Origin of the sequence: Sulfitobacter sp. 1A15299, assembly GCF_043556915.1 — a bacterium.
In the GTDB taxonomy this organism is placed as follows: Bacteria; Pseudomonadota; Alphaproteobacteria; order Rhodobacterales; family Rhodobacteraceae; genus Sulfitobacter.
Genome location: NZ_JBIFFJ010000003.1, coordinates 42,497 through 69,139, shown reverse-complemented (window position 1 = coordinate 69,139; position 26,643 = coordinate 42,497). Strand labels below are relative to the sequence as shown.

The 26,643-nt window shown below is 64.1% G+C and carries 22 protein-coding genes; 11 read left to right on the top strand and 11 right to left on the bottom strand.

What is annotated here, in order from left to right; translation table 11 throughout:
• Window positions 1–21 precede the first annotated feature (21 nt).
• Window positions 22–774: an SDR family NAD(P)-dependent oxidoreductase gene (locus ACGYK7_RS05735; protein WP_394399877.1), complete on the bottom strand. Its 753-nt coding sequence runs from the start codon at window positions 772–774 to the stop codon at window positions 22–24.
• A gap of 62 nt (window positions 775–836) precedes the next feature.
• On the opposite strand from ACGYK7_RS05735, the gene ACGYK7_RS05730 reads away from it, so the two are divergent.
• The 5 genes from ACGYK7_RS05730 (at window position 837) to ACGYK7_RS05710 (ending at window position 6,475) form a co-directional block, all read left to right on the top strand.
• Window positions 837–974, top strand: a complete 138-nt coding sequence (locus ACGYK7_RS05730; protein ID WP_394399875.1) for a hypothetical protein — start codon at window positions 837–839, stop codon at window positions 972–974.
• Between the two features lie 35 nt (window positions 975–1,009).
• Window positions 1,010–1,726, top strand: a complete 717-nt coding sequence (locus ACGYK7_RS05725; RefSeq protein ID WP_394399873.1) for a hypothetical protein — start codon at window positions 1,010–1,012, stop codon at window positions 1,724–1,726.
• 245 nt (window positions 1,727–1,971) lie between these two features.
• Window positions 1,972–3,546, top strand: coding sequence for a Re/Si-specific NAD(P)(+) transhydrogenase subunit alpha (locus tag ACGYK7_RS05720; protein WP_394399871.1), 1,575 nt, complete (start codon window positions 1,972–1,974; stop codon window positions 3,544–3,546).
• A gap of 13 nt (window positions 3,547–3,559) precedes the next feature.
• On the top strand, window positions 3,560–4,993 hold the full coding sequence (locus tag ACGYK7_RS05715; protein ID WP_394399869.1) for an NAD(P)(+) transhydrogenase (Re/Si-specific) subunit beta: 1,434 nt from the start codon (window positions 3,560–3,562) through the stop codon (window positions 4,991–4,993).
• Window positions 4,994–5,206: 213 nt separating this feature from the next.
• Window positions 5,207–6,475, top strand: a complete 1,269-nt coding sequence (locus ACGYK7_RS05710; RefSeq protein WP_394399867.1) for a DUF3422 family protein — start codon at window positions 5,207–5,209, stop codon at window positions 6,473–6,475.
• On the opposite strand, the gene ACGYK7_RS05705 is transcribed toward ACGYK7_RS05710, so the two are convergent.
• The 4 genes from ACGYK7_RS05705 to ACGYK7_RS05690 all read right to left on the bottom strand — a co-directional run bounded on the left by ACGYK7_RS05705 (window position 6,411) and on the right by ACGYK7_RS05690 (window position 11,561).
• Complete coding sequence (locus ACGYK7_RS05705; protein WP_394399865.1) at window positions 6,411–7,484, bottom strand: YeeE/YedE family protein; 1,074 nt, start codon at window positions 7,482–7,484, stop codon at window positions 6,411–6,413. The genes ACGYK7_RS05710 and ACGYK7_RS05705 overlap by 65 nt on opposite strands.
• Window positions 7,485–7,691: 207 nt before the next feature.
• On the bottom strand, window positions 7,692–8,690 hold the full coding sequence (locus ACGYK7_RS05700) for an ABC transporter permease (RefSeq protein WP_394399863.1): 999 nt from the start codon (window positions 8,688–8,690) through the stop codon (window positions 7,692–7,694).
• A complete protein-coding gene (locus tag ACGYK7_RS05695) occupies window positions 8,683–9,720 on the bottom strand; it encodes an ABC transporter permease (RefSeq protein WP_271687693.1) in 1,038 nt (345 codons plus the stop codon). Before ACGYK7_RS05695 ends, ACGYK7_RS05700 begins: the two co-directional genes overlap by 8 nt.
• Before the next feature lie 119 nt (window positions 9,721–9,839).
• A complete protein-coding gene (locus tag ACGYK7_RS05690; protein ID WP_394399861.1) occupies window positions 9,840–11,561 on the bottom strand; it encodes a peptide ABC transporter substrate-binding protein in 1,722 nt (573 codons plus the stop codon).
• Between the two features lie 311 nt (window positions 11,562–11,872).
• Here ACGYK7_RS05690 and ACGYK7_RS05685 point away from each other — a divergent pair, with 311 nt between their 5' ends.
• From ACGYK7_RS05685 to ACGYK7_RS05665, 5 genes are all read left to right on the top strand, one after another.
• Entirely contained in the window at window positions 11,873–13,705 is a 1,833-nt protein-coding gene (locus tag ACGYK7_RS05685) for a dipeptide ABC transporter ATP-binding protein (RefSeq protein ID WP_394399859.1), read from the top strand.
• A 10-nt stretch (window positions 13,706–13,715) separates the two neighbouring features.
• Window positions 13,716–14,879 carry an acetylornithine deacetylase gene (argE, locus tag ACGYK7_RS05680; RefSeq protein ID WP_394399857.1) on the top strand — a complete coding sequence of 388 codons (1,164 nt, stop codon included), beginning with the start codon at window positions 13,716–13,718 and terminating at the stop codon, window positions 14,877–14,879.
• Between the two features lie 95 nt (window positions 14,880–14,974).
• Window positions 14,975–16,321 (top strand): NAD(P)/FAD-dependent oxidoreductase, encoded by a 1,347-nt coding sequence (locus tag ACGYK7_RS05675; RefSeq protein WP_394399855.1) that lies wholly within the window; start codon window positions 14,975–14,977, stop codon window positions 16,319–16,321.
• Window positions 16,322–16,344: 23 nt separating this feature from the next.
• On the top strand, window positions 16,345–17,511 hold the full coding sequence (locus ACGYK7_RS05670) for a M20 aminoacylase family protein (protein ID WP_394399853.1): 1,167 nt from the start codon (window positions 16,345–16,347) through the stop codon (window positions 17,509–17,511).
• Between the two features lie 67 nt (window positions 17,512–17,578).
• The gene (locus ACGYK7_RS05665) at window positions 17,579–18,742 is read left to right on the top strand and encodes a M20 aminoacylase family protein (protein ID WP_394399851.1); all 1,164 of its coding nucleotides are present in this window, start codon (window positions 17,579–17,581) and stop codon (window positions 18,740–18,742) included.
• A 59-nt stretch (window positions 18,743–18,801) separates the two neighbouring features.
• Here ACGYK7_RS05665 and ACGYK7_RS05660 read toward each other — a convergent pair whose 3' ends face one another.
• From ACGYK7_RS05660 to moaA, 3 genes are read right to left on the bottom strand one after another with little or no spacing between them, the layout of a single operon-like run.
• Window positions 18,802–19,845, bottom strand: a complete 1,044-nt coding sequence (locus ACGYK7_RS05660; protein ID WP_394399849.1) for a glycosyltransferase family 4 protein — start codon at window positions 19,843–19,845, stop codon at window positions 18,802–18,804.
• Window positions 19,838–21,130, bottom strand: coding sequence for a 3-deoxy-D-manno-octulosonic acid transferase (locus tag ACGYK7_RS05655; RefSeq protein WP_394399847.1), 1,293 nt, complete (start codon window positions 21,128–21,130; stop codon window positions 19,838–19,840). The genes ACGYK7_RS05660 and ACGYK7_RS05655 overlap by 8 nt, the downstream gene beginning before the upstream one ends.
• 4 nt (window positions 21,131–21,134) lie before the next feature.
• Window positions 21,135–22,142 (bottom strand): GTP 3',8-cyclase MoaA, encoded by a 1,008-nt coding sequence (gene moaA, locus ACGYK7_RS05650; RefSeq protein ID WP_394399845.1) that lies wholly within the window; start codon window positions 22,140–22,142, stop codon window positions 21,135–21,137.
• Window positions 22,143–22,227: 85 nt separating this feature from the next.
• On the opposite strand from moaA, the gene ACGYK7_RS05645 reads away from it, so the two are divergent.
• Window positions 22,228–22,755 (top strand): hypothetical protein, encoded by a 528-nt coding sequence (locus tag ACGYK7_RS05645; RefSeq protein WP_394399843.1) that lies wholly within the window; start codon window positions 22,228–22,230, stop codon window positions 22,753–22,755.
• 3 nt (window positions 22,756–22,758) lie between these two features.
• Here the strand turns inward: ACGYK7_RS05645 and ACGYK7_RS05640 are convergent, their stop codons facing one another.
• Genes ACGYK7_RS05640 through glmU form a run of 3 tightly spaced genes read right to left on the bottom strand, consistent with a single transcriptional unit; the run spans window position 22,759 to window position 26,629 of the window.
• Window positions 22,759–23,457, bottom strand: a complete 699-nt coding sequence (locus ACGYK7_RS05640) for a DNA alkylation repair protein (protein ID WP_394399841.1) — start codon at window positions 23,455–23,457, stop codon at window positions 22,759–22,761.
• Window positions 23,454–25,274, bottom strand: coding sequence for a glutamine--fructose-6-phosphate transaminase (isomerizing) (gene glmS / locus ACGYK7_RS05635; RefSeq protein WP_394399839.1), 1,821 nt, complete (start codon window positions 25,272–25,274; stop codon window positions 23,454–23,456). Before glmS ends, ACGYK7_RS05640 begins: the two co-directional genes overlap by 4 nt.
• A 2-nt stretch (window positions 25,275–25,276) precedes the next feature.
• Window positions 25,277–26,629 (bottom strand): bifunctional UDP-N-acetylglucosamine diphosphorylase/glucosamine-1-phosphate N-acetyltransferase GlmU, encoded by a 1,353-nt coding sequence (gene glmU, locus ACGYK7_RS05630; protein WP_394399837.1) that lies wholly within the window; start codon window positions 26,627–26,629, stop codon window positions 25,277–25,279.
• Between the last annotated feature and the right edge of the window lie 14 nt (window positions 26,630–26,643).

The following is a 26,643-nucleotide window of genomic DNA, read 5'->3' as shown; positions in this document are numbered from 1 at the left end:
GTTAAAGCAACCTTAACGCCGCTACATTTGCCCGCCCGCGATCTCGATCGACTGTCCGTTGATGCTCTCGGAGCCTTCGCCAACCAGCCATGCCGCCGCGGCGGCCACTTCCGAAGGCGCGATCAGGCGTTTGTGGCGGTTGGCGTTGACCATGACATCGCGGGCCTTTTCCTCGGACAGCCCGGCGCGTTTGGAGATCGCCTGCGTGTTGCGTGCGATGATATCGGTGTCCACGTAACCGGGGCAAAGGGCGTTGAAGGTAAAGGGCTGGCCCATGTAATCCTCGCTCAGCGAACGGATCAGCCCGATCATCCCGTGTTTCGAGGCCGAGTAGCAGGCCGCCCCCGGCAGGCCGCGCAGCCCTGCCATGGAGGAGATGGCGATGACCCGGCCCCAATCGGTCTGGCGCATGGATTTCAGGCTCTCGCGGATGGTGAGAAAGGCTCCGTCGAGATTGGTCGCCATCATGTCGCGCCAAAAATCGAGGTCGGTTTTATGCAGGGACCGGCCCTCGGCCACGCCCGCATTGGCCACGCAGATTTGCACCGGGCCATGGGCCTCGACCGCGCGGGCGATTGTCTCGGTGACCTGCGCCTCGTCGCGCACGTCCATTGCCATGCCGCTGATGCCATTGCCTGCCACGGCGTCGAGCACCTCCTGCCGCCGCCCGGTGATGGTGACCTTCGCACCCTTGGCGGCCAAGTCCTGCGCAATGGCCAGCCCGATGCCTGTGCCGCCGCCGGTGATGAATGCGTGTTTGTCTTTCAGTGTCATAAAACCTCCCCTTTGCGGGCAGGGTGGCGCGGCGGGGGCGGCAGTACAATAGGCAGCTTTTGATGACGGGGCGTTACGTGCGGGGCGGCTGGCATGGCGATAGGCCAAATCTTGCCGCCCGCGATCACATTTGCGGCAGCCTTGCGCCCGACTATTGCAGCGCGGGCCGCCTTGGCGCACTGGTCGGATGGGTAACCTGATGACAGGGCCTTGCCAGAACCATTGGAGCAGTAAAATGAAACATATAGAATTTTCAATTCTCGCCCTTTCCGCCGCCCTCGCTTTTGGGGCAAGCACCGCGCAGGCGGTCGAAGTGACGGGCGGATCGGTCGGGCTTTCCTATTCCGCATTCGCGGACGACACCGATTTCAGCCGGCTTGGCCTTGATGGGTCGGTAGAGCTTGGCTTTAACCGCAACCTCAGCCTGCAGTTCGACGCCGGTTACAGCGATTTCGACTTTGTCGACGAAGACAGCCATTTGCTGGGCCTGCACGGCATTTATCACTGGGACGAAGCAACCTCTTTCGGGGCTTTTTACACCCGCGAGGAAGCCTTGGGCGGAGATGCGGATATCTTGGGTCTCGAAGCAGGCTATGAAATGCTGGATTGGGACTTCGAAGGCTATCTGGCCCATGTCGATACCGATGCAGGCGACGGCACGCTTGGCGGTATCAAGGCGCGTTATGCGCTGGCCCAAGGCTTTGGCATCAGCGGCTCCTATGATCGGCTGGGCAGCGCTGGCGACGATCTGTCGCGCTTTGCCATGCGGCTCGATCGTGAGGTTTCCCCGACCACCAATCTGTTCTTGGAAGTCGGGTCTGCCAAGGTGGACGTGGGCAGCGTTAGCGAGTCTGAGCCCTTCGTCGGTCTGGGCGGTGAGATCAACTTTGGCGCGGATCGGGGCACCACCTTTGACCAGCGCGGCTTGGCGCGTCTGATCCCCGGTCTTTGATCGTAACAAATCCGTCGTTTGACGCTTCGGCATGGCCTTTGGGGCCGTGCCATCGGCGCGGGGTAGAACGGCTGTTCTATCTCTGCGCCGAATTCAGCAAACCGTTCTCTCCTTGTCGCGGTGCAGCAATTTTGCAGCGTTTCACCCCGCGGTTTGCTTGTACTATTGCTGCGCGCGCGCTATCGCTCTGACTAACAAAGTTGCGCCAGAGCGGCGCGACGGGCCAGCAAAGGGGGACTCTTGGTTTGAAGATCGGGACACCAAAAGAAATATTTGAGGGCGAGAACCGGGTCGCGATGACCCCGGAAAGCGCACTGCAACTGCAAAAGCTCGGTCATAGCTGCGTCATCGAGACGGGCGCCGGTGCTGCTGCGGGCTTTGACGATGCCGCCTATGAGGCCGCGGGCGTCGAGGTGGTGCAATCCGCCGCTGCGCTTTATGAGGCCGCCGATGTGGTCGCCAAGGTGCGCCCGCCTTCTGACGACGAGGTCTCACGCCTGCGCGAAGGCCAGACGCTGATCTCCATGTTCAACCCCGCCGGCAACACCGAGTTGATGGAGGCCGCTGCCGCCAAAGGTGCGACCGTCATGGCGATGGACATGGTGCCGCGTATCAGCCGCGCGCAGAAGATGGACGCGCTCAGCTCGATGGCGAACATCGCGGGCTACCGTGCCGTGATTGAGGCAGGCAACAACTTCGGGCGTTTCTTCACCGGGCAGATCACCGCTGCGGGCAAGGTGCCCCCGGCCAAGGTGCTGGTCGTCGGTGCAGGCGTCGCGGGTCTTGCGGCGATCGGCACGTCGACCTCGCTCGGCGCGATCACGCTGGCTTTCGACGTGCGCCCCGAAGTGGCAGAACAGGTCGAGAGCATGGGCGCCGAATTCGTCTATCTCGACTTCGAGGAAGAGCAGCAGGACGGCTCCGCCTCGGGCGGCTATGCCTCCGTCTCCAGCCCCGAATTCCGTGAAGCACAGCTCGCCAAGTTCCGCGAGTTGGCGCCCGATGTGGACATCGTCATCACCACGGCGCTGATCCCCAACCGCGAAGCGCCGGAGCTTTGGACCGAGGATATGGTGCAGGCGATGAAGCCCGGCTCGGTGATCGTCGACCTCGCCGCCGAGAAGGGCGGCAACTGCAAGCTCACCAAGATGGACGAGAAGGTCGTGACCGACAACGGTGTCACGATCATCGGCTACACCGACTTCCCCTCGCGCATGGCGACACAGGCCTCGACGCTCTACGCCACCAACATCCGCCACCTGATGGCGGATCTGACGCCCGAGAAGGACGGTGTCATCGACCACGACATGGAAGATGACGTCATCCGCGGCGCCACCATCACCCATGAGAAGGAAGTGACCTTCCCGCCGCCTCCGCCCAAGGTCGCGGCCATCGCGGCGGCGCCGAAGAAGGAAAAGGTCAAGGAAAAGACGCCTGAGGAGAAACGCGCCGAGGAACTGGCGGCCTTCAAGCAGCAGACCAAGAGCCAGGTCACGCTGCTGGTCGTGGGCGCGGCGCTGCTGCTGGGGGTGGGGCTTGTCGCTCCGGCCAGCTTCATGCAGCACTTCATCGTCTTCGTTCTGGCGGTCTTCGTCGGTTTTCAGGTCATCTGGGGCGTGGCGCACAGCCTGCATACGCCGCTGATGGCGGTGACCAACGCGATCTCTTCGATCATCATTCTGGGCGCGCTGATGCAGATCGGCTCAGGCTCCTGGCTGGTGATCCTACTTGCTGCCCTGTCGGTCTTCATGTGCGGGATCAACATTTTCGGCGGCTTCCTCGTGACACGGCGCATGCTCGCCATGTTCCAGAAATCCTGAAGGAGCGCGCAACATGGAATACGGATTCACGACAGCGGCCTATGTGGTCGCAGCGGTTCTCTTCATCCTGTCGCTCGGCGGTCTGTCGGGGCAGGAAAGCGCGAAACGTGCGGTGTGGTACGGGATCGCCGGCATGGCGCTGGCGGTCATTGCCACGCTGATCGGGCCGGGGGCGGGGCTGTGGCTCCTCTCGCTGATCCTGATCGCCGCCGGTGGTGCCATCGGCTACCAGCTGGCCACCCGCGTGCAGATGACGCAGATGCCCGAGCTTGTCGCGGCGATGCACAGCCTCGTCGGCCTTGCCGCCGTTTTCGTGGGCTACAACGCCCATATCGAACTGGGCAACGTGTTGGCGATGGACGACGTGGCGCGCAAGGCGACCGAAGGCTTCGCGGCGCTGCTGGCCAAGAAGGACAGTGTCGAGATCGCCATTCTGCGGGTCGAGCTGTTCCTCGGCGTCTTCATCGGTGCGGTGACCTTCACCGGCTCCGTCATCGCCTATGGCAAGCTGGCGGGCCGCGTCAGCTCTGCCGCCACTAAGCTGCCGGGCGGTCACCTGCTCAATGCCGGTGCCGCTGTGATCTCGCTGCTCTGCCTGATCTGGTACTTCAACACCGGTGGCTTCCTGCCGCTGTTTGTCATGACGCTGGCAGCGCTCTTCATCGGCTATCACCTGATCATGGGCATCGGCGGTGCGGACATGCCGGTGGTTGTCTCGATGCTGAACAGCTACTCGGGCTGGGCCGCGGCGGCGATCGGCTTCTCGCTTGGCAACGATCTTCTGATCGTGGTCGGCGCGCTGGTCGGCTCCTCGGGTGCGATCCTGAGCTACATCATGTGCAAGGCGATGAACCGCAGCTTCATCTCGGTCATCCTCGGCGGCTTCGGCGGTACCTCTGGCCCCGCGATGGAGGTCGAGGGCGAGCAGGTGGCGATCGAGGCCGACGGTGTGGCGCAAGCGCTCAACGAGGCCGATAGCGTCATCATCATCCCCGGCTACGGCATGGCGGTGGCACAGGCGCAAGGTGCGGTCAGCGATCTGGTCAAGAAGCTGCGCGCCAAGGGCAAGAACGTCCGTTTCGCCATCCACCCGGTGGCGGGCCGTCTGCCCGGGCACATGAACGTTCTGCTGGCCGAGGCAAAGGTGCCCTATGACATCGTGATGGAGATGGAGGAGATCAACGAGGATTTCCCCGATACCGACGTTGCCATCGTCATCGGCTCCAACGACATCGTGAACCCCGCCGCACAGGACGATCCCAACAGCCCCATCGCCGGCATGCCGGTGCTGGAATGCTGGAAGGCCAAGACCGTGATCGTCTCCAAACGCGGGCAGGGCACGGGCTATTCCGGCATCGAGAACCCGCTGTTCTTTAAGGAGAACACGCGCATGTTCTACGGTGACGCGAAGGCGAGCCTCGACAAGCTGCTGCCGCTGATCGACTGACGTTTTCTTTCAAAGAAAACGGCAGGGAATTTTCGAAAAATTCCCTGCACAGCCCTCAAAGCGCCCCGCCGGAAACGGTGGGGCGTTTGCCATTTTGGCCAGCGGTATACTTCGGTATGCATCAAGTGATTGAAATGGCTTCATTTTTGTCTGTTATTCGACGGCAATGACGCTATTCTCGGCGGGATACACTCCCCAACAGCGGACCCCGTCATGGCCCCGATCAAAGACCACCCCCAGCGGCTTGCCCTTACCGGCGAAATGCACGCGCGCCCGTTTCCGCAACTCGCCGCGCCCTCGCGGGTGGCCTTTTTGGCAGTGAAACTATCGGCGGATGCCACGCCACAGGCCGAGTTGAACGCGCTGTTGGCCCATTACGGCGCCCCACGCGCCGATGCGGCGGCCACGCATTATTACGGAGAGATGGGCCGCTTCACCTTGAAATGGGAGCAGCATACCGAGTTCGTTACCTATACGGTCATTGCCCCCTCGGGCCGAAGCCTGCCCTTTGCCGCCACGGATTTCGACGCTTTTCCAGAGGATTGGCTGGCCGAGGTGCAGGGGGAGCGGATCACCTCGGCCCTGCTTACGGTGCTGCCGAAGCCGGAAGCCGACGATGAGATCGCGGCGCATTTGCAGGACTGGTTCGTGCCCGAAAGCCTCGCCGTGGCGGAGGTGCTGGATGGGGCGGCGGTGGTGGCCAGCGACTTTCGGATCGACCCCGCAGGCCATCTGCGCCTTGCGCTCTTTACCGATGCGACGACCGGCCAGCGGCGGATTGGGCGGATCGTTCAGCGGCTCTGCGAGATCGAGACCTATAAGGCGATGTCGATGCTGGGGTTCATGCAGGCGCGCGACATGGCCGCGGCGTTGAACGATCTGGATGGGCAGCTCTCGACCCTCATGGGGGCGATGCGCAGCGGGGCGGGCACGGCGGCTGAGGAAACGCTGCACGCGCTCCTGGATGTCTCGGTCGCGCTGGAGGCGCTGACGGCGGAAACCGCCTATCGTTTCGCCGCCACGGGGGCATATGAGGCCATCGTCTATGAACGTATCTCAGCCCTGCGTGAGGCGCGTTTTCTGGGGCGGCAGGGCTTTGGCGAGTTCATGATGCGCCGCTATGCGCCTGCGATGCGCACGGTCAAATCGACCGAGACGCGCTTGCAAACCCTCGCCGCGCGGGCACTGCGGGCCGCGGATCTTTTGCGGACGCGGGTGGATGTGGAACGCTCGGCCCAGAACCAAGCGATCCTTGCCAGTATGGACCGCCGCGCCGACCTGCAACTGCGCCTGCAACATACCGTAGAGGGGCTGTCGGTCGTGGCAATCAGCTACTACGCGGTGTCGCTGGCGGGCTATCTGCTCTACCCGCTGGCCGCGCCGCTGGGGGTCAGCAAGGGGCTGCTGACGGCCGCCGTTACGCTGCCGGTTGTGTTTGGCGTGTGGTGGATGCTGCGCCGTCTGCGGCGGAAGATCGGCTGAGCAGAGCCTGCATGGCCAAGCCGCCCAAAGCGATCATCACAATGGCTTCGATGGCCGCGACCGAAAGGGTCGGCACCCCGGAGAGCCCTGCGCCCAAGGTGCAGCCACCGGCCAAGACGCCGCCCACGCCCATCATGGTGGCCCCGGTCAGGTAGCGCCCGGTCTGGCGGGGGGCGTCAAAGCTCTGCCACTGAAACTCCCGCGCGACGAGGCTGGCGATCAACGCGCCGACAAAGACGCCCCCCAAAAGCCCAGTGCCAAAGCCCGCGGGGATCGAACTGCTGGCGATGGTCCAGAACAGCGTATCGGCAGAGGGGGAGGTGAAACTAAGGCTTTCCATCGCAATCGGGTCGAATTCATCAAACAGGATGAACCCGGTGCCCACCCATGCGGCGGGGACCAAGAGACCGATCAGCGCCGCCATCGCCAGTTGCCCCGCACGGTTGCCCGAGCGCAGCGCATAGGCCAGCGCCGCCACGGCGATCACACCAGCCCAGAGCAGCGCACCGCCGGGCAGGGCGGCGAGGCTCACGTTCTCTCCCATATCCACGGTGACAGAGCCGAGCGCCACGCGCAGCGGTGCCAAGACGCCCTTCAGCGTCGCATGGGCCACCACGGCAAAGACCAGCACCACCAGCGCCGCGCGCAGGTTGCCGCCGCCGGTCAGCACCGTGAGGCGCGAGATGCAACCGCGTGTCAGCACCATGCCCGCGCCAAACAGCAGCCCGCCGATGCCAATCGCCAGAAACGGCACTTCAGAAGCCATGAAACGATGCGCGTCAAAACTGATCCACCCGGCGGCCACGGCGGCCTGCGTGCCGATCACCGCGAGCGCCAGCGCGGTCAGCCAGATGCCAAGCGCTTGGCGTCGGTCTTCACCCACAAGGCTCCGGCGAAAGCAAAACCGCGTGCGCTGCGCCAGCACGCCAAACGCCAGCCCGATGAGGGCCGCCAGCAGAACGGACGCCTCTTTTGCTGTCGTCTCTTCAAAGCCGAAAGACTCAAACATCGCGAAAACCCTCGAAAACGGAATTATTTCCCATTTGGAGCGGGCGCGGGTCACAATCAAGTGAAAGCGTACAGGGCCGACCCCCGGAGGGGTGAAACAAATTCCGTTTCGATGGCGAAAGCGGCGACGCTGTTCACCCTGCGTCAAAGGGCGCGAAACAATCGGCCCCTGCCACAGGGGGCGGGGGCCGGTCGGTCCTTATTTTGCTCAGCGCCCGCGAATGCGCGGGTCCAGCGCGTCGCGCAGACCGTCGCCGAGGTAGTTCACCGCCAGCACCGTCAGCGAGATCGCGATGCCCGGCAGCATCACCCGCTCGGGGAACTCCTGCATCCGGTCCACGGCATCGGCCAATTGCTTGCCCCATGTCGGGAAGTCCGAGGGGAAACCGACGCCGAGGAAGCTCAGCGCGCTCTCGGTGATGATCGCGGTCGCGAGGCCAAGGGTGGCCGAGACCATGATCGGCGAGATCACGTTGGGCAGCAGGTGCCGGCGAATGATCTTGCCCGGGGTGGTACCGATGGAACGGGCGGCGAGGATGAACTCACGCTCTTTCAGCGCCAGAATGTCGCCGCGCACGATCCGCGCGGTTTGCATCCATGAGGTTAGGCTGATGACCGAGACGATGAGGATGAACATGCCGCCCTCCGGCCCGAACTGCGCCCGCAGCGGTTGGCCGAAGAGGGTCACCGCGAGCAGCACCAGCGGCAGGATCGGCAGGCTGAGGATCAGGTCCGTGAAGCGCATCAGCCAGAAATCCATACGTTTGAAAAAGCCCGAGAGCACGCCCACGGCGGTGCCGATGATCAGCGCCAGCGCCATCGCCATCCAGCCCACGGCCATTGACACGCGACCGCCAAAGAGCATCTGCGCAAGGATGTCGCGGCCCAATTGGTCGGTGCCGAAGGGATGCGCCCAGCCCGCTTTGGCATCGCCGTCCCACAGCAGGTTGTAGATCGGCCGCCAGTTCTTGTTGCGGATGTCCAGCTTCTTGGCGTCGATGTCCCACAGATAGGGGCCAAAGATCACGGCCAGCGTGATGAAGATCAGGAAGCCGCCGCCAAAAAGAGCGCCCTTGTGCTTGCGGAACTGGTCCCAAACGTCGCGCCATTGGCTGCGCGGCGGTTTTTGCGGGCCCTTGTCTTGCAGGGCCTTCATGAATTCGAGGTCGGCTTCGACCGGGCTTGCGGGAATGGGTTGCTCAGTCATAACGGATCCTTGGGTCAAGCAGGCCGTAGAGGATATCTGCGATCAGGTTGAACAGCACGATCAGCACCGCGAAGATGAAGGTCAGGGTCATCACCATCGGCAGGTCGTTGGCGCGCAGCGCGGTCAGCAGCAGCTGGCCGATGCCGTTCACCTTGAAGACGTTCTCGGTGATGATTGCGCCGCCGAAGATCGCGGGCATGCCGAGCGCGATAACGGTGACCACCGGGATCATCGAGTTGCGCAGCACGTGGACCATGACCACGACGCTTTCCTTCAGCCCCTTGGCGCGGGCGGTGCGCACGTAGTCTTGGTTGAGGTTGTCGAGCATGGCACCGCGCATGTAGCGGCTGATCTGCGCCGTGGTTTGCAGCGCCAGCACCATCACCGGCATGATCATCTGGAAGAACTGCACCTTGAAGCTCTCCCAATCGTTCACGACATGGGTCGTGTCATAGATCGAGGGCAGCCAGCCCAAAGAGACCGAGAAGATCACGATGAGCAGCGGTCCGGTGAAGAAGGGCGGGATCGAGAAGCCGATCATGGTGATGAACGTCCCGGCCTGATCGAAGACCGAGTAATGCCGGTAGGCCGAGTAGATGCCGATGGGGATCGCGATGACGATGCCCACGATATAGGCCAGCCCCACGACCCAGAGGGTCTGCGGCATGCGCTGGATCACGATGTCCATCACCGGCGAACGGGTCTGCCAGGAGATCACGCGCAGCTTGCCGTCCGACAGGTTGGTGTCGGGCAGCCAGCTAAACAGGGCGGAGCGGTTGGTCAGATAGTCGATGAAGACCTGCGGCTCGATCCAAAAGACCTGCACGAGCCATTTCCAATATTGGATATAGATCGGCTGGCCGAGGCCGAGCGCCTCGCGCATCTTCTCTTTCACCTCGGGCGGGACCGTCAGCGGCACCTGGGCCATCGGGTCGCCGGGGGCGAGTTGCAGCAGCAGGAAAATCACCAGGCTGATAAACAAAAGCGTCGGGATCGACAAAAGAAGTCGTCGGATGGTGAAGGTCAACATGGGCGTCGCCTTTGTAGGTCAGTCTGTGAGGGGGTGGGGGCGAGACGGGGCGCGCGGATGACGCACACCCCCGAAGGTCGATGAAAGGAGGCGCGGGCCCGCCGCGCCTCCGTCCTAGATCACTCTTCCATGCGGTACCAATCGGCGGCATTCCACAGTTCGGAGTCCCATGTGTTCAGCACAACGCCACCAAGGGTGTTGGAGGCAGCCGAGACGCGGCCCCGGTCCACCAGCGGCAGGATCGAGTAGCTGTCTTTGGTCAGCATGTCGTTCAGCTTTTTGGCCAGTTCGCCACGCTTCTCCATTTCGCCGGTGCGGCCCAGTTCGGCCACCATCGCATCATACTCTTCGTTGCAGAAGCGGTTGATGTTTTCGCCCTGCCACTGTGTCTCGGGGCTGGGGAATTTGGCGCAGGTCCGCTGGGCAAGGTAGCTTTGCGGGTCGGTGCCGTCGAAGTTGTTGGCGTACATTTCAACGTCGGCATAGAAACGCTGGAACGTGTCGGTCGAACCGGGGTCACCGCCGAAGAAGACCGAAGCGTCGATGTTGCGCAGCTCGGTTTCAACGCCGATCTGGCTCCACCAATCTTTGATCAGCGCTTGGAAGTCCTGACGCACGGCGTTGGTCGAGGTCTGGTAGAGCAGGGACAGTTTCTCGCCGTCCTTCTCACGCACACCGTCGCCATCGCTGTCGACCCAGCCCGCTTCGTCCAACAGCGCCTTGGCGCCTTCGATGTCTTGGGTCAGACAGTCGGTGTTGTCCGAGGCGTAAAGCTCGGGCGCGGGCACCATGTTGCAGGTCGCGCGGCCCGCTTGGCCGTAGCCCACTTCGACCAGCAATTCGCGGTCGATCGCCATGGAAAGCGCGCGGCGCACTTTTTCATCGCCCAGGATCGGGTGCGGGTGTTTGGCCGTGGCGCGCTCACCCTCCGGCAGATCGGGGGAGGGGTCGGTCATGTTCAGTTCCAGACGCTCAACCAGCGTGCCGAAAGCCGACATCGGCTTGCCCTTGCCGCCTTCGGCCATCTTGGCGATGACATCGGGGGCCAGTTGCAGGTTCCAGGCGTAGTCGAACTCACCCGTTTCCATCACGGCACGGCCCGCCGCTGTCGCGTCACCGCCGCCTTTGAAGGTCAGCGTGGCGAAAGCAGGCTTGCTCGGATCGCGATAGTTTTCGTTCGCGGCCATGGTGATCACGTCGTTCGGGCGGAACTCGGTGACGGTGAAGGGGCCGGTGCCAATGGGGTTGAAGTTGGCCTCGGTGCACTCAGGCGCTTTGGCGCCGGTGCAATCGGCAAACTGTGCCGCCTGAATGATCGGGGATTGGCCGCCCATGAAGGGGCCGTAGGGGTTTGGCATCGGTTCGGAGAAGGTGACCTTTACCGTCTGGTCATCGACCACATCGACCGAGGAGACACCTTCGAACTTAGCCAACTGCGCGCAGCCGCCTTCGGGGTTCATGCAGTAATCGGCGGTGAATTTGACGTCATTGGCGGTGACGGGGGTGCCGTCGGACCACATCAGCCCGTCTTTCAGCTTCCATGTGATGGTCTTGAGGTCTTCGCTCACGCCGCCGTTTTCCAGCGTCGGAATCTCGGTTGCCAGATAGGGGACCAGCGCGCCGGTTTCGTCATAGCGGCCCAGCGGTTCGAGGATCAGCGAGGAGGCTTCGACGTCCTTCGTGCCGCTCGACAAATAGGGGTTCAGGATCGAAGGCGCCTGCCAATAGATGATTTTGACTTCGCCGTCGCGGCCCCGCTCGCCCTCATGGGCTTCGGCAAAGGCCATAGGGGCAAACGCGGTCGATGCGACAGCCCCCATCAATAGGGTCTTCAATTTCATATCTTACTCCATGTTGGACACGTGGGCGTGCCGCATTTTGTCAACGGGATGTGCCCCGCCTTGTTGTTATCGCCCCGGAAAGAACATGAGCTTCGCCAGCTAAACATAACAAAACAAGTAATATTCAACCTGTGATCGAAGCGCTCTTTCCAAACTGCATGGGCTATATCGAAACAGGTTTGCAAAAAATTGCAAGGGCGGACGTGGCGCAATTATGGCAAAGCCCGAACTCTGCGCGTCAGGTTTGACAGTCTCGTGACATTCGCCGTAGCGTCGGGCAAATCTGCGCAATAAAAACAACAGGGAAACAGATGCTGGATCACACAAACGGGGCGCCGATCGCCCAAATTCAGGGCCTGCGCGTCGAACTTCAAACCAAAGATGGCCCCGTTGTCGGTGTCGAGGATGTCAGTTTCGACATCAATCCCGGTGAAACGGTTTGCGTGGTCGGAGAATCAGGATCGGGCAAATCGGTGTCCTCGCTGTCGCTGATGCGGCTGGTTGAGTATGGCGGCGGTGAAATTGCAGGCGGTCGCCTGCTTTTTGAGCGCGGTGAAGAAGGCCAGGTCGATCTGGCGGCCAGCGGTGGCAATCTGATGCGCAAGATTCGCGGCAACGAGATCGGGATGATCTTTCAGGAGCCGATGACCGCGCTGAACCCGGTCTTTACCATCGGCAAGCAGATGACCGAAGGCCTGCGGCTGCATCTGAACATGACCCGCAAAGAGGCCGAGGCCCGCGCGCTGGAACTGATGAAACAGGTCCGCATCCCCGAGCCCGAGCGCCGGCTCAAGCAATATCCGCATGAGCTGTCGGGCGGCATGCGCCAGCGCGTTGTGATCGCCATGGCGCTGGCCTGCGAGCCGCGCTTGCTGATCGCCGACGAGCCCACCACCGCGCTCGACGTGACCATTCAGGCCGAGATCCTCGCCCTGATGGACCGGCTCAAGCGCGAGACCGGGACGGCGGTGATGTTCATCACCCACGATATGGCCGTGGTGGCGCAGATGGCCGACCGCGTGGTGGTCATGTTCCGCGGCAAGAAGGTCGAGGAAGGCACCGTCGAGGAGATCTTCGAGAACCCGCAGCACCCCTATACCAAGGCGCTGCTGGCCGCGGTGCCGAAGCTGGGCGAGATGACGGGCAAGCCGTACCCCGAGCCGATGAAACTCTTGGGCACGCCCGACAAGGAGATCGTGCCGATCAAGGGCCGCGAGGAGGTGCTTCTGTCGGTCAAGAACCTGACCACGCGCTTCCCGGTGCAGGGCGGTTTCCTGCGCCGCACCGTGGCCAATGTGCATGCGGTGGAGGACTTGTCCTTCTCGCTCAACAAGGGCCAGACCCTGAGCCTCGTCGGCGAATCGGGCTGCGGCAAATCCACCGCAGGGCGCTCGATCCTGCGGCTGGTGGAGCCGATGTCGGGGGAGGTGAAGCTCGACGGTGTCGACATCATGTCGCTCGACCAATCGGCGCTGCGCACTGCGCGGCTCGACATGCAGATGATCTTCCAAGACCCCTTCGCCTCGCTCAACCCGCAGATGCAACTGGCCGATCAGGTGGCCGAGCCGATCCACAATTTCGCGACCCTCAGGGGTGGCGACGTCACCAAGCGAATCGAGATGCTGTTTGACCGCGTGGAACTGCCGCGCAGCTTCATGCGCCGCTTCCCGCATGAGCTGTCAGGCGGCCAGCGCCAGCGTGTCGCCATCGCCCGCGCGCTTGCGCTGAACCCCAAGCTGATCATCGCGGACGAGGCGGTCTCGGCGCTCGATGTGAGCGTGCAGGCGCAGGTGCTGAACCTGATGATGGAGCTGCAGGCCGAGATGGAACTGTCGTTTCTCTTCATCAGCCACGACATGGCCGTGGTCGAGCGCGTCAGCCATTACGTCGGCGTCATGTATCTGGGCCGCATCGTCGAGATGGGCTCGCGCCAGCGGGTTTTCGAGAACCCGCAGCACCCCTATACGCAGGCGCTGATGAAGGCCGTGCCGATCGCCGATCCGCGCCGCCGCAAGTCCGAGAAGGACCTGAACTTCAAGCCGATCCCCTCGCCAATCCATCCGGTCAGTTACCGGCCCGAGCCTTCGGTCTATCGCGAGGTGGAGCCGGGGCACCATGTGCTGATCACCGACAGCGGCTATTGAAAGAACACCCATGACCGAACGCCTGACCCCGCTTGAGTTGATGACCAAGCTCATCAGCTTTCCCACCGTGTCGCGCGACACCAACATCCCGCTGATCGACTGGGTGGCGGACTACCTCGCCTCCCACGGGATCGAGAGCCACCGCTACATCGACCCCGAGCAGCCCAAACACGCGCTCTTTGCCCATGCGGGCCCATGGGAGGAGGGGGCCGTGGTCCTGTCCGGTCACACCGACGTGGTGCCGGTCGACGGGCAGGCCTGGGACACCGATCCCTTCACCGTGGTCGAGAAGGATGGCCGCTACTACGGGCGCGGCACCTGCGACATGAAGGGCTTCGACGCGCTGGCGATCTGGGCTTTGGTCGAGGCGCATTATGGGCAAGTGAAACGCCCGCTGCAGATCGCGCTCAGCTTCGACGAGGAGATCGGCTGCACCGGTGCCCCGCCGATGATTCAGGCGATGCAGGACGTGCTGCCCAAGGGCAAGGCGGTGATCGTGGGCGAGCCTTCGACGATGCAGGCGGTGACCGGCCATAAGGGCGGCATCGGCTTCAACACCCATCTGGTGGGTTTCGAGGTGCATTCCTCGCTTCTGCACACCGGGGTCAATGCGATCATGGCGGGCGCAAAGCTGATTGAATGGGCCAATGACGTGAACAGCGACAACATGGCCGCGCGCCCGACCGAGATCGCGGCGATGTTCGACCCGCCCTTCACCACCGCCCATGTCGGCGTGATCGAAGGCGGCACGGCGCATAACATCACCGCCAAGGACTGCAAGTTCGCGATGGATTTCCGCGTCGTCCCAGGCGAGGACAAGGACAAATGGGGCACCGCCTACCTCAAGAAGGTGCGCGAGGTCGAAAAGCAGATGCAGGACGTGGTGCCCGAGACCTATATCGAAACCTCGACTCGTTTCGACGTCCCCGCCCTGCAGCCCGAGAAGGACGGCGAGGCCGAGCAGATCGTGCGCCAGATCACCGGCGACAACGCTAGCCATAAGGTCAGCTACGGCACCGAGGCAGGGCAGTTCCAGGAGGCGGGCTATTCCGCCGTGATCTGTGGCCCGGGCGACATCGCGCAGGCGCATCAGCCCAACGAGTTCATCGAAGTGGCGCAATTCGAGGCCGGTCACGATTTCATGCGCCGTCTGTTGACCCGCTTGCAGGGCTGAGCTTTCCCTGACAGACCTGAGGCTGGCCCCACGCGGGGCCGGTCCTTTCCACGGCCGCCCGGTGCAGCCGCGCGGCATCAGCCCTCGGGGTCCGCATGTCCGCTTTTCCTATCACCCTTGCCACTCCCGCCAGCTATCCGCGCACCCCGCCCCGCGACAGCGAGGTCGTGGTCATCGGCGGCGGGGTGATCGGCGTCTGCACCGCCTTGTTTCTGGCCCGCGCCGGGCGGCAGGTCACGCTTTTGGAAAAGGGCCGCATCGCCGCGGAGCAATCCAGCCGCAACTGGGGCTGGATCAGGCAACAGGGTCGCGACCCGGACGAATTGCCGATCATGGTGGAAGCCGCGCGGCTTTGGCGTGAGCTTGCGCCAGAACTCGACCGCGACATCGGCCTGCAGCAGACCGGCGTCACCTATCTGGCGGGAACCGAGGCCAAGATGCAGGGCTATGCCGACTGGCTGCCCCATGCCAAGACCCACGGCGTCGACAGCCGGTTGATGGACGCGGGCGAAGTCGCCAAGGCGTTCCCGGGGCTGGCCGGAACCTATGCCGGGGCGCTCACCACCCCCTCGGACATGCGGGCCGAGCCTTGGGTCGCCGTGCCCGCTTTGGCGGCGCTGGCGGCCCGCGAGGGGGTGAAGATCATCGAGAATTGCGCGGTGCGCCGCCTCGACCTTGCCGCCGGGCGCGTGGCGGGCGTGGTGACCGAAGCGGGCGCGGTGCGCTGCGCCTCGATCGTTCTGGCGGGCGGGGCGTGGTCGGCGCTGTTCCTGCGTGCCCATGGTGTCAGCCTGCCGCAGCTTTCGGTGCGCGAGAGCGTGCTGGCCACCAATGTGCTGCCCGAGGTCCATGCCGGTGCCGCCGCCGAGGCGGGGCTGGCCTTCCGCCGCCGCGCCGATGGCGGCTACACGCTGGCGCCGGGTGGGCGGCCTGATCTTTTCGTCGGCCCCGATGCCTTCCGCGCCCTACGCCACTACCTGCCGCAACTGCGCCAAAGCCCCTTCGGCCAACGCCTCCGCGCCGCGGCCCCGCGCGGCTTTCCCGATGCGTGGCGTACGCCGCGGAACTGGGCCGCCGACGCGCACAGCCCCTTCGAGGCCATGCGCATCCTTGACCCCATGCCGGACCACCGCGCGCTGCGCCGGGCGCGCAAACGCTTTGCCGCGCTTTATCCGGGGTTGCCGCCGATCACCGCCCGCGCCTCATGGGCAGGGATGATCGACGTGATGCCCGATATCGTGCCGGTGGTGGATGCATGCGCACAGATCCCCGGCCTCGTCATCGGCACCGGCATGTCGGGCCATGGCTTTGGCATCGGCCCGGCGATGGGGCGGGTGCTCTCGGCACTGGTCATGGGCGATGCGACGGGCCATGATCTGAGCAGATTCCGCGCCGACCGTTTCAGGGATGGCAGTGCCATCCGCCTTGGCCCGACGCTTTGAAATCATTTGCAAAAGGACATTCCATGCCGATCAAGAACCGCTTTGCCGAGACCCATGCCGAGATCACCGCTTGGCGCCGCCACCTGCACCAGCACCCGGAATTGATGTTCGACCTGCCCGAGACTTCGCGCTTCGTCGAAGAGAAGCTGCGCAGCTTCGGCATCACCGACATTACCACCGGTATCGCCCAGACCGGCGTGGTCGCGGTGATCGAGGGGCAGAGCAATACCTCGGGCCGCACCATCGGCCTGCGCGCCGACATGGATGCCCTGCCGATCACCGAGGCGACGGGGCTGCCGCATGCCTCGAAGACTCCCGGCAAGATGCATGCCTGCGGCCATGACGGCCATACGGCGATGTTGCTGGGGGCCGCCCAATACCTCGCCGAGACACGCAATTTCGATGGCCGCGTGGTGCTGATCTTCCAACCGGCCGAGGAGGGCGGCGGCGGTGGCAATGTCATGGTGCAGGAAGGGCTGATGGACCGCTGGGGCATCGACGAGGTCTACGGCATGCACAACATGCCCGGGCACCCCACCGGGCATTTCGCGATCCGCGAGGGCGCTCTGCTGGCCGCGGCGGATGAGTTCAACATCACGCTGACGGGCCAAGGCGGCCATGCCGCGGCCCCGCATGAGGCGGTGGACACGAACCTCGCCGCCGCCCATGTGATGATCGCGCTGCAATCCATCGTCAGCCGCAACACCGATCCGTTGAAGCAGGTCGTCGTCTCGGTCTGCACCCTGCGCAGCGACACCGACAGCCACAACGTCCTGCCGCATCAGGTGCTTCTGCGCGGCACGGTGCGGACGCTGGATCCGGCGGTTCAGGATTTGGCCGAGCGTCGTCTGCACGACATCACCCGCCTGACGGCAGAGGCGCATCAGTGCCGGGCCGAGATCGACTACCGCCGTGGCTATCCGGTCACCCGCAACCACGCAGAGCAAACCCGCTATGCCACGGAGGCCGCTGACAAGGTCACCCCCGGCACCGACCGCGACACGCCGCCGATCATGGCGGGTGAGGATTTTTCCTATATGCTCAATGCGCGACCGGGTGCCTATATTATGATCGGCAATGGCGAGGGGGCGACGGTCCACCACCCCGAATACGACTTTGACGATGCCGCGATCCCGGCAGGCTGCTCATGGTTCGCGCAGGTGGTTGAGGACCGGCTGGCAAGGGCGTAAGCATGTGGCAGATAAATGCGACTGCATGAAAACAGCGCCTAACCCAACTCTGGAGGATACTTCCTAAATGCCCGTTAAGAACCGATTTGCCGAGCTGCACGCCGATATCACCGCATGGCGCCGCGACCTGCATGAGAACCCCGAGATCCTGTTCGAAACCCACCGCACCTCGGCCACCGTGGCCGAGAAGCTGCGCAGCTTTGGCTGCGACGAGGTTGTCGAGGGCATCGGCCGCACCGGTGTCGTCGGCGTGATCAAGGGCAAGGAGACCGGCTCGGGCAAGGTCATCGGTCTGCGCGCCGACATGGACGCGCTGCCGATCCACGAACAGACCGGGCTGGACTACGCCTCCAAGACCGATGGCGCGATGCATGCCTGTGGCCATGACGGCCACACCGCCATGCTGCTCGGTGCCGCGCAATACCTCGCCGAGACCCGCAACTTCGATGGCACCGTCGTGGTGATCTTCCAGCCCGCCGAAGAGGGCGGCGGCGGCGGTCGCGAGATGTGCGAAGACGGCATGATGGACCGTTGGGGCATCCAGGAAGTCTATGGCATGCACAACTGGCCCGGCATGCCCACCGGCACTTTCGGCATCCGCGCAGGCTCGTTCTTTGCCGCGACCGACCAGTTTGACATCACCTTCGAAGGCCGCGGCGGCCATGCCGCTAAGCCGCATGAGACCGTCGACACCACCGTGATGTCCGCGCAGGCGGTGCTGGCGCTGCAGACCATCACCGCGCGCAATGCCGACCCTGTGGAGCAGATCGTGGTCTCGGTCACCTCCTTCGAGACATCTTCGAAAGCCTTTAACGTGATCCCGCAGAAGGTGCAGATCAAAGGCACAGTGCGCACCATGTCCGCCGAGATGCGGGAACTGGCCGAAAAGCGCATCAAGGAGATTTGCAACGGCATCGCGGGCACTTTTGGCGGCACGGCTGACGTGACCTACCACCGTGGCTACCCAGTCATGGTGAACCACGAGGCGCAGACCGAGTTTGCCGCCGACGTGGCACGCTCGATCTCGGGCCAATGCGAAGAAGCGCCGCTCGTGATGGGCGGCGAAGACTTCGCCTTCATGCTCGAGGAACGCCCGGGCGCCTATATCCTCGTCGGCAACGGCGAAACGGCGGCGGTGCACCATCCGGAATATAACTTCAACGACGAAGCCATTCCGGCAGGCTGTAGCTGGTGGGCCGGCATCGTCGAACAGCGGATGCCCGCGGCCTGATCCGGCCATCGGTAGTGCTTAGAGCGCGCCTCCCTCGGGGGCGCGTTTTCCTTTTCGGGCTAGCCGCGCTCCCAAAGCGCGTTGTAGACGGCTTCGATCCCATCGGCCTCGGCCCGGGCGCTGAAACGCTGTTCGGCCCAATGGCGCGCGGCCTCGGAAAGGGCGGCTTGATCCTCGCGCTCGAGCAGGGACAGCGCAGCTTGCGCCGCAGCTTCCGCCGCGCCCAGTGGCACGATCTTACCGACCCGTCCGCCATTCGAGAACGCGCCGTAATAGCCCGCATCGCTGCCGACAAAAGGCACGCCCGAGGCCAGCGCTTCGAGCGGGACCATGCCATAGCCCTCGTAGCGCGGCAGTTGCACCACCAGCGACAGCGCGCGCATCAGTTTCGGCAGGTCGGCGGCGGGGTATTCGCCGATGAAAAGGAGCCGATTGGCAAGGCCCGCGGCCTCGACCTGTGCCTTGAGCCTGTTCAGAAACGCCTCATGTTTGCCGCCCGCCCGTCCAATCACCAGCGCCACCGCGCCGGGGCGTTGGGGCAGCAGGCGCAGCATGGCCTCCACGAAAAGATCGGTGCCTTTCTCAGGCCGGATGCGCCCCACGGTGGCGATGCCATGGGTGCCGCCAAAGCCCAACTGCTCCCAAGCGTTCGCCCGGTTGGTGGCGGGGGAGAAGACACCGGTGTCCACCCCATGCGGCACCACGGCGCGAACATGGGGCACGAATTCCGCTGCGCGTTCGGTCGTGGCGATTACCGCGTCCATCTGCCGGATCAGCCAGCGGGGATAGGCCGAATGCAGGCGCTGCGCGGCAGAGGTAAAGACGATCCGGATATTCGCGCCGCGCACATCGCGCAGCCAAAGCGCGCTGCGCATTTCCGTGTTGCGGCGCACGTGCCAAATGGCGAAGGGGCGGTCTTGGGGGGGATGTTTGCGGGTGATCCGCCCTGCGGCGACGCGGGTCAGCGGCAGCGGGCAGCCGGGCAGGGGCTGGCCCACCAGCGCTAGGTCATGCCGGTCGACCTGTTGCCGGACCACATTGGCCGCCGTGGCCGACACCCCGGTGAAATTACGGTTGTAGTTGGTGACGAAAAGCTCAGGCATCGCTGTCCCCTCGCAGGCGCAGGGCCGTGATCAGCCGTTCGGTAATACTGTCGAGTTTGTCGGTCTGCCCCGAGGCATAGGATTTGGCCGCCGCCAGGCCAGAGGCGCGGGCGATATCATTGCGCAGCAGATCCCCCACACGCTCCGCCAAATCCTGCGTGCCCGCCACCAGACGCGCGGCGCCCTCGGCTTCCATCTCGGCATAGGTCTCGGCGAAATTGGCGACATGGGTGCCCGAGAGCACCATCGCCCCGGCCTGCGCGACCTCATAGGGGTTGTGCCCTCCGATCGGGTGCAGCGACCCGCCCAGAAAGACGATGTCGGATAGGGCGTACCATGTGCCCAACTCGCCCAGAGTGTCGGCCAGATAAACCTCTTCGCGCGGCATATCGCCGCGTGTTCGGCGCCCATGGGTTAGTCCGTAGCTGGCGATGAGACCTGCCACCTCGTCACCGCGCTCAGGGTGGCGGGGGGCAAGGATCAGGCACAGCTCGGGGATGCGCTCCAGCAGTTGGCGATGCGCCTCCAAGACCGCTTTCTCCTCGCCCGGGTGGGTGGAGGAGGCGATCCAGACAGGGCGGCCCTGCAAGGCCTCCCGCGCCTCGGCGATGGTCCCCTCATCCTGCGGCAGGGGGCCTGCCATGGACTTGAGGTTGATCCCGGGCGTGACCCGGTCGGCGGGGGCGTTGATCGTCCTCATCGCCCGGGCCATCGCGTCATTCTGCGTCAGGATCAGGTCGAACACGCCAAAGAGGAACCCCGCCAGCGCGGGCCGTTTCTGCCAGCTTTCGATCGAGCGTTGCGAGAGGCGGGCGTTGATCAGCGCCATCGCCGTGCCCCGCGCATGGGTCCGCCGCAGCATCTGCGGCCAAAGCTCGCTTTCCACGAAGAGCGCCGCATCGGGGCGCCAATGGTCAAGGAACCGTTTCAGCGGACCGGGGGCGTCGAGCGGGGCGAACTGATGACCTGTGCGCGGGGGCAGGCGGCTCCCTACCAAACGGGCCGAGGTGGCGGTGCCGGAAGTGATGAGGAAATGCGCCTGCGGCAGGGCGTGCCCCATCCGGTCAATCAGTGCGAGAACCGACAGGCTCTCGCCGACCGAGGCTGCGTGAAACCAGATCAACTGCCCCTCGGGGCGCGGCTGGCTGGCATGGCCCAGCTTTTCGCGCGCGCGTTCCGGCGTGACCTCGGCACGGCGCAGTTTGGCCATGGAGCGCCGCCCGGCCACGGGCAAGATCACACGGCTCGCCGCGACCCATGCCCGGTAGAGAAACGGCACCGCCAAGGGCTCAGCCGCCCGTGTGGCTCATGTGGCGGGGCATCTGCCCGTCGACACGTTGCCGCGAATAGTCGAAATCATGCCCCTTGGGCTTGCGGTCGATGGCCGCGCGGATCGCCTCTTGCAGCGGCACATCCGTGTCCGGGTGATCGCGCAGGGGTTTGCGCAGGTCAGCCACGTCCTCTTGACCCAGACACATGAAAATCTCGCCTGTGCACGTCACCCGCACACGGTTGCAGCTTTCGCAGAAATTGTGGCTCAGCGGAGTGATGAAGCCGATTTTCTGCCCGGTCTCCTCCAGCCGGACGTAGCGCGCGGGGCCGCCCGTGCGCTCGGCCAGATCGGTGACGGTGTAATGTTCGGCGTAACGCGCGCGCACGTCGCGCAGTGACCAGTATTGGCCGAACCGGTCCTCGTTGCCCAGATCGCCCATCGGCATGACCTCGATCCACGTCAGGTCAATGCCGCGCTCGGCGCACCATTCGGTGATATGCAGCAGTTCCGGCTCGTTAAAGCCCTTGAGTGCCACCGCGTTGATCTTGATTTTCAGCCCCGCGCGCTGCGCCGCGTCGATCCCGCGCAGCACCTGCGGCAGGCGGCCCCAGCGGGTGATATCCGCGAATTTCTGCTCGTCCAGCGTGTCGAGCGAGACATTCACCCGGCGCACACCGGCGGCGTAGAGATCATCGGCGAAGCGTTCAAGCTGGCTGCCGTTGGTGGTCAGCGTCAACTCCTTCAGCTTGCCGCTTTCGAGATGCCGTTTCATGCCGTCGAAGAAAGTCATGATGCCGCGCCGGACCAGCGGCTCGCCCCCGGTGATGCGCAGCTTCTCGACGCCGAGGTCGATGAAGTTGCTGCACAGGCGGTCCAACTCTTCGAGCGTCAGCAATTCCTTCTTGGGCAGAAAGGTCATGTTCTCCGACATGCAATAGACGCAGCGAAAGTCGCAGCGGTCGGTGACGGAGACGCGCAGATAGGTAATCGCGCGCATGAAGGGGTCGATGAGGGGTGCTGTCATGCTTTATAGGTAATGCCCCGCCCAACCCGGGGCAAGCGCCATTTGGGCGATTGATAAGGGGGCAGGGCGCAGATAGGCTGCGCGGATGACACGTATAATCTTACCGCTTTTCATCGCCGCCGCGACCGCCGGTTGCAGCAATCTGTCGGAACGCCTCGGGATGGATGCCAGCCAGTCCGAACCTGCACCTGCAACGGCATCGGTCGACGCTAAGGCTGAGGTCGCAACCCCGAGCGCAGCAGCCCCTGCAACGCCGCCCGCCGCTTCTCCCATCGCCACTGCGGGCAGCAGTGCCGAGGCGCTGGATACCACCACGGCGGCAGAGCGCGAAGCGGCCACCCGCGCGCCCGCCAGCGCCGGTGCCACCTTGGGGTCGACCGTGGTCAGCCTTGGCAGCGCAACGGAGCCAGGCCTGTGGTTGAAAACACCCCTTGTCGATGCCGAACAGCCGGGCCGAGTGACCAACCCTGCCACGGGCAAATCCGCCGCCGTGACGCTGATCCCGCTGGAGGGGCCCGCAACCGCAGGCAGCCGCATGTCGTTGCCCGCCTTGCGTTTGATCGGGGCATCGCTGACCGACCTCACCACGGTCGAGGTCTCGACCGAAGGCTAAGGGTCAACCTGCGCCTTCTGCCTTTTTCAGCAGGCGCAGGGCTTCTTTCACCGCGAACGGTTTCATCGCCTCCCCATGGGCGGCGATAAAGCCACGGGTCCGCTCGGGGTCGTGTTTCGACAGGTCGCGTAGCCACCAGCCGATTGCTTTTTGAATGAACCAGCGGTGATCCGGCACCATAGTCGCGGCCCAGCCAAGGATGCGGTCCCGCGCGGCCAGTTCCTCCGGCTTGGGACTGTTCTGCTTGGTCCATGGCAGGGTAGAGACGAGCGCCGCGCGCCGTGTCCAAAGGTGATCCGAGGCGACCCAAGCTTCCACCTCGTCCAAGCGGGTGGGATCGGCCACCAGACGTTTCTGCGCCGCCATGCTGGCATGATCGGCAATCGCCCAACTGTCGAAATCAGCGGTCCAGCTTGCGATCAACGCCCAGGCGGCCTGATCATCGGGGCGCAGCCGCGCTTGGGTCAGCAATTTGGCCGCGGCCACACGCGCCTCGAAAATGTCGGACTGCCACAGCCCATCGGCGAGGGCGACACGGCCTTCGACATCCAGCGCCGCCCGCCACGTTTGCGCAAGCGCCGCGATCTCCGGGTTGGTCAGGCCGAGATAGCGCCGATCGGCCTTATGATAGGCGCGCATCTCTTCCGCGCGGGCCGGGTGGGCCTGCGCTTCGAGTTCTACCAATGCAGCCTCAGGGGTCATTCCACCGTCACCGATTTCGCCAGATTGCGCGGCTGGTCCACATCCGTGCCCTTCGCCACGGCGGTGTGATAGGCCAGCAATTGCGCCGGAACCGCATAGAGGATAGGGGCCAGCGCATCCGGCACCGCGGGCATCTCTATGCTGAACCAAACGCCGTCATTGGCCTCGGCCTGACCTTTGGCGTCGGAGATCAAGATCACCTTGCCCTTGCGGGCCATGACCTCTTGCATGTTGCTGACGGTCTTGTCGAAGAGCGCGTCGCGCGGCGCCATGACCACCACCGGCACATGCTCATCCACCAGCGCGATGGGGCCGTGTTTAAGTTCACCCGATGCATAAGCTTCGGCGTGAATGTAGCTGATTTCTTTGAGTTTCAACGCGCCTTCAAGGGCGAGGGGGTACATCTGGCCCCGGCCAAGGAACAGCACGTCGCGGGCGTGGGAGAGCTTGAGCGCGGCCTCCTGCATCGTGTCGTTTTGCTCCAGCGCGGTGCTGATGATTGCGGGCAGCCCCCGTAGGGCTGAGATGTGATCGGCGAAGGTGTCGGTGCTGATCACCTCGCGGTCCCGCGCGGCTTTGAGCACCAGCGCGAAGAGCACGACCAGCTGGCAGGTGAAGGCTTTGGTCGAGGCGACGCCAACCTCAACACCGGCGTAGATCGGCAGTGCCAGATCGCTTTCGCGGGCAATGGAGCTTTCGGGCACGTTGACGACCGACAGGATGCGCGCGGCCTTGCCCTCGCAATAGCGCAGAGCAGCCAGCGTGTCGGCGGTCTCACCCGATTGGCTGACGAAAACCGCCAGTGTGCGGGGCGGGATCGGCGGCTCGCGGTAGCGGAATTCCGAGGCGACATCGATCTCGACCGGCAGGCGGGCGATCTGTTCAAACCAGTATTTCGCGGTGAAACAGGCATAGGAGGCGGTCCCGCAGGCGACCATGAGGATCCGGTCAAACTGCGTAAAATCAATGTCCTGCGCGCTGATGTTGATCTCGCCATCGGGGGTGAGGTAGTGGCCGATGGCCGCGCCGATCACGCCGGGTTGCTCGGCGATTTCCTTGGCCATGAAGTGTTTGTGCCCCGCCTTATCGATGCGGGTATTGTCGATCTGCACGGATTTAATCGCGCGGTTGGCAAGCGCCCCGTTGCGGTCGGTGATCTCCACCGAGGTCCGGGTGATGACGGCGCAATCGCCTTCTTCGAGGTAGGCGATCTGATGGGTGAGCGGGGCAAGCGCGATGGCGTCACTGCCCACATACATCTCGCCCTCGCCATAGCCGATGGCCAGGGGCGAGCCCTTGCGCGCGGCGATCATCAGGTCGTCGTGACCGTCAAAAAGGAAAGCCAGCGCGAAAGCGCCTTCGAGGCGGGCAAGCGTCTGTTTGGCGGCCGCCACCGGGTCTGCGCCCTGTGCCATGTGATGCTGGGTTAAAAGGGCCACGGTCTCGGTATCGGTCTCGGTCACGAATTGCGCGCCATGTTCGGCCAATTCGGCCCGCAACTCGCGGAAGTTTTCGATGATCCCGTTATGCACCACGGCCACCGGCCCGGCCTGATGCGGGTGGGCGTTGGTGACGCTCGGTGCGCCATGGGTGGCCCAGCGGGTGTGTCCGATGCCCGACTTGCCTGCCAGCGGCTCATGCACCAGCGCGTCCGAGAGGTTTACCAGCTTACCCAAGGCGCGACGGCGCTCAAGCTTGCCTTCGTTCAGGGTTGCGATCCCGGCGCTGTCATAGCCGCGATATTCAAGACGCTTGAGGGACTCGACCAAGATCGGCGCGACTTCATGGGTGCCCAGCACCCCCACAATTCCACACATAATTAGCTGCCCCTCTGCAGTTTGGCCTTCTTGGCCTTTAAAATTTCGAACATCTTGCGCGCCATGCCCGGTTTCTCAACCTGCGGGGCGCGTGACAGGGCCAGCGCCTCTGGCTCCACGTCCGAGGTGATGACCGAGCCCGAGCCGGTCATCGCGCCCTCGCCAATGGTCACCGGGGCCACGAGCATGGTGTTCGACCCGATGAACGCCCCCGCGCCGATGGTGGTGTGATGTTTCATCACCCCGTCGTAATTGCAGGTGATCGTGCCCGCGCCGATGTTGCTGCGCGCGCCCACGGTGGCGTCGCCGATGTAGCTCAGGTGGTTGACCTTGGCCCCTTCGGCGATCTGCGCGTTCTTCACCTCGACGAAATTCCCGATGCGCACATCTTCGGCCAGTTCCGCGCCGGGGCGCAACCGGGCATAGGGGCCGACGACCCCGCCGCGTGAGACGTGGCAGCCTTCGAGATGCGAAAAGGCGCGGATGGTGCTGCCGGATTCCACGGTAACATTCGGGCCGAAGACGACGTTGGGCTCCACCACCGTATCACGCCCGATGAAAGTATCGCGCGACAGGAAAACGGTTTCGGGGGCGACCAAGGTCACGCCGTCTTCCATCAACAGCGCGCGGGCGCGGGATTGGAACGCGGCCTCGGCCCTGGCCAGATCGGCGCGGGAGTTCACGCCCATGGTCTCGGCCTCGTCGCAGGTAACGACCGTGGCGCTGCGGCCCTCGGCGCGGGCGATGCCGATGATGTCGGTGAGGTAGTATTCTTCCGAAGCGTTGTCGTTGCCGACCTTGTCGATTAGATCGAAGAGCAGTTCGGATTTGCAGGCCACCACGCCGGAGTTGCACAGGGTGATGGCGCGCTCTTCGGTGGAGGCGTCTTTGAATTCGACGATCCGCTCCAAGGCCTCGCCCTGCATCACCAGGCGGCCATAGCGGGCGGGCTCGGCAGCCTCGAACCCCAGAACCACGACATCATGCGTCGTCAGCGCCTCTTGCATCTTCTCAAGCGTCTCGGGCTGGACAAAGGGTGTGTCCCCGTAAAGCACCAGCGCCATGCCGTCGAACCCGTCCAGCGCCGGGCGGGCCTGTGCCACCGCATGGGCCGTGCCCAGTTGCTCGGTCTGTTCGACGACCTGCGCGTCTTCGTCAAAGAGGGTGGCGGCAGCGCGGACCTGATCGGCCCCGTGGCCTGCCACCACGACCGTATGGCGGGGGCCGAGCATGGCGCCTGCGGCCATGGCGTGCTCCAGCATCGGGGCGGAGGCCACGCGGTGCAGCACCTTTGGCAGGTCCGAGTTCATCCGTGTCCCCTTGCCCGCGGCGAGGATGATCAATGCAGTTTCCATGTAAATCTCTTTGT

What these genes read in the sequence shown, in the direction of transcription:
- ACGYK7_RS05660 (WP_394399849.1), bottom strand. Translation starts at nt 19,845, where the DNA reads ATGCCTGAGCTTTTCGTCACCAACTACAACCGTAATTTCACCGGGGTG.
- ACGYK7_RS05640 (WP_394399841.1), bottom strand. Translation starts at nt 23,457, where the DNA reads ATGACCCCTGAGGCTGCATTGGTAGAACTCGAAGCGCAGGCCCACCCG.
- ACGYK7_RS05735 (WP_394399877.1), bottom strand. Translation starts at nt 774, where the DNA reads ATGACACTGAAAGACAAACACGCATTCATCACCGGCGGCGGCACAGGC.
- ACGYK7_RS05685 (WP_394399859.1), top strand. Translation starts at nt 11,873, where the DNA reads ATGCTGGATCACACAAACGGGGCGCCGATCGCCCAAATTCAGGGCCTG.
- glmS (WP_394399839.1), bottom strand. Translation starts at nt 25,274, where the DNA reads ATGTGTGGAATTGTGGGGGTGCTGGGCACCCATGAAGTCGCGCCGATC.
- ACGYK7_RS05715 (WP_394399869.1), top strand. Translation starts at nt 3,560, where the DNA reads ATGGAATACGGATTCACGACAGCGGCCTATGTGGTCGCAGCGGTTCTC.
- ACGYK7_RS05705 (WP_394399865.1), bottom strand. Translation starts at nt 7,484, where the DNA reads ATGTTTGAGTCTTTCGGCTTTGAAGAGACGACAGCAAAAGAGGCGTCC.
- ACGYK7_RS05700 (WP_394399863.1), bottom strand. Translation starts at nt 8,690, where the DNA reads ATGACTGAGCAACCCATTCCCGCAAGCCCGGTCGAAGCCGACCTCGAA.
- moaA (WP_394399845.1), bottom strand. Translation starts at nt 22,142, where the DNA reads ATGACAGCACCCCTCATCGACCCCTTCATGCGCGCGATTACCTATCTG.
- ACGYK7_RS05670 (WP_394399853.1), top strand. Translation starts at nt 16,345, where the DNA reads ATGCCGATCAAGAACCGCTTTGCCGAGACCCATGCCGAGATCACCGCT.
- argE (WP_394399857.1), top strand. Translation starts at nt 13,716, where the DNA reads ATGACCGAACGCCTGACCCCGCTTGAGTTGATGACCAAGCTCATCAGC.
- ACGYK7_RS05695 (WP_271687693.1), bottom strand. Translation starts at nt 9,720, where the DNA reads ATGTTGACCTTCACCATCCGACGACTTCTTTTGTCGATCCCGACGCTT.
- ACGYK7_RS05710 (WP_394399867.1), top strand. Translation starts at nt 5,207, where the DNA reads ATGGCCCCGATCAAAGACCACCCCCAGCGGCTTGCCCTTACCGGCGAA.
- ACGYK7_RS05665 (WP_394399851.1), top strand. Translation starts at nt 17,579, where the DNA reads ATGCCCGTTAAGAACCGATTTGCCGAGCTGCACGCCGATATCACCGCA.
- ACGYK7_RS05690 (WP_394399861.1), bottom strand. Translation starts at nt 11,561, where the DNA reads ATGAAATTGAAGACCCTATTGATGGGGGCTGTCGCATCGACCGCGTTT.
- ACGYK7_RS05730 (WP_394399875.1), top strand. Translation starts at nt 837, where the DNA reads ATGACGGGGCGTTACGTGCGGGGCGGCTGGCATGGCGATAGGCCAAAT.
- ACGYK7_RS05725 (WP_394399873.1), top strand. Translation starts at nt 1,010, where the DNA reads ATGAAACATATAGAATTTTCAATTCTCGCCCTTTCCGCCGCCCTCGCT.
- glmU (WP_394399837.1), bottom strand. Translation starts at nt 26,629, where the DNA reads ATGGAAACTGCATTGATCATCCTCGCCGCGGGCAAGGGGACACGGATG.
- ACGYK7_RS05645 (WP_394399843.1), top strand. Translation starts at nt 22,228, where the DNA reads ATGACACGTATAATCTTACCGCTTTTCATCGCCGCCGCGACCGCCGGT.
- ACGYK7_RS05675 (WP_394399855.1), top strand. Translation starts at nt 14,975, where the DNA reads ATGTCCGCTTTTCCTATCACCCTTGCCACTCCCGCCAGCTATCCGCGC.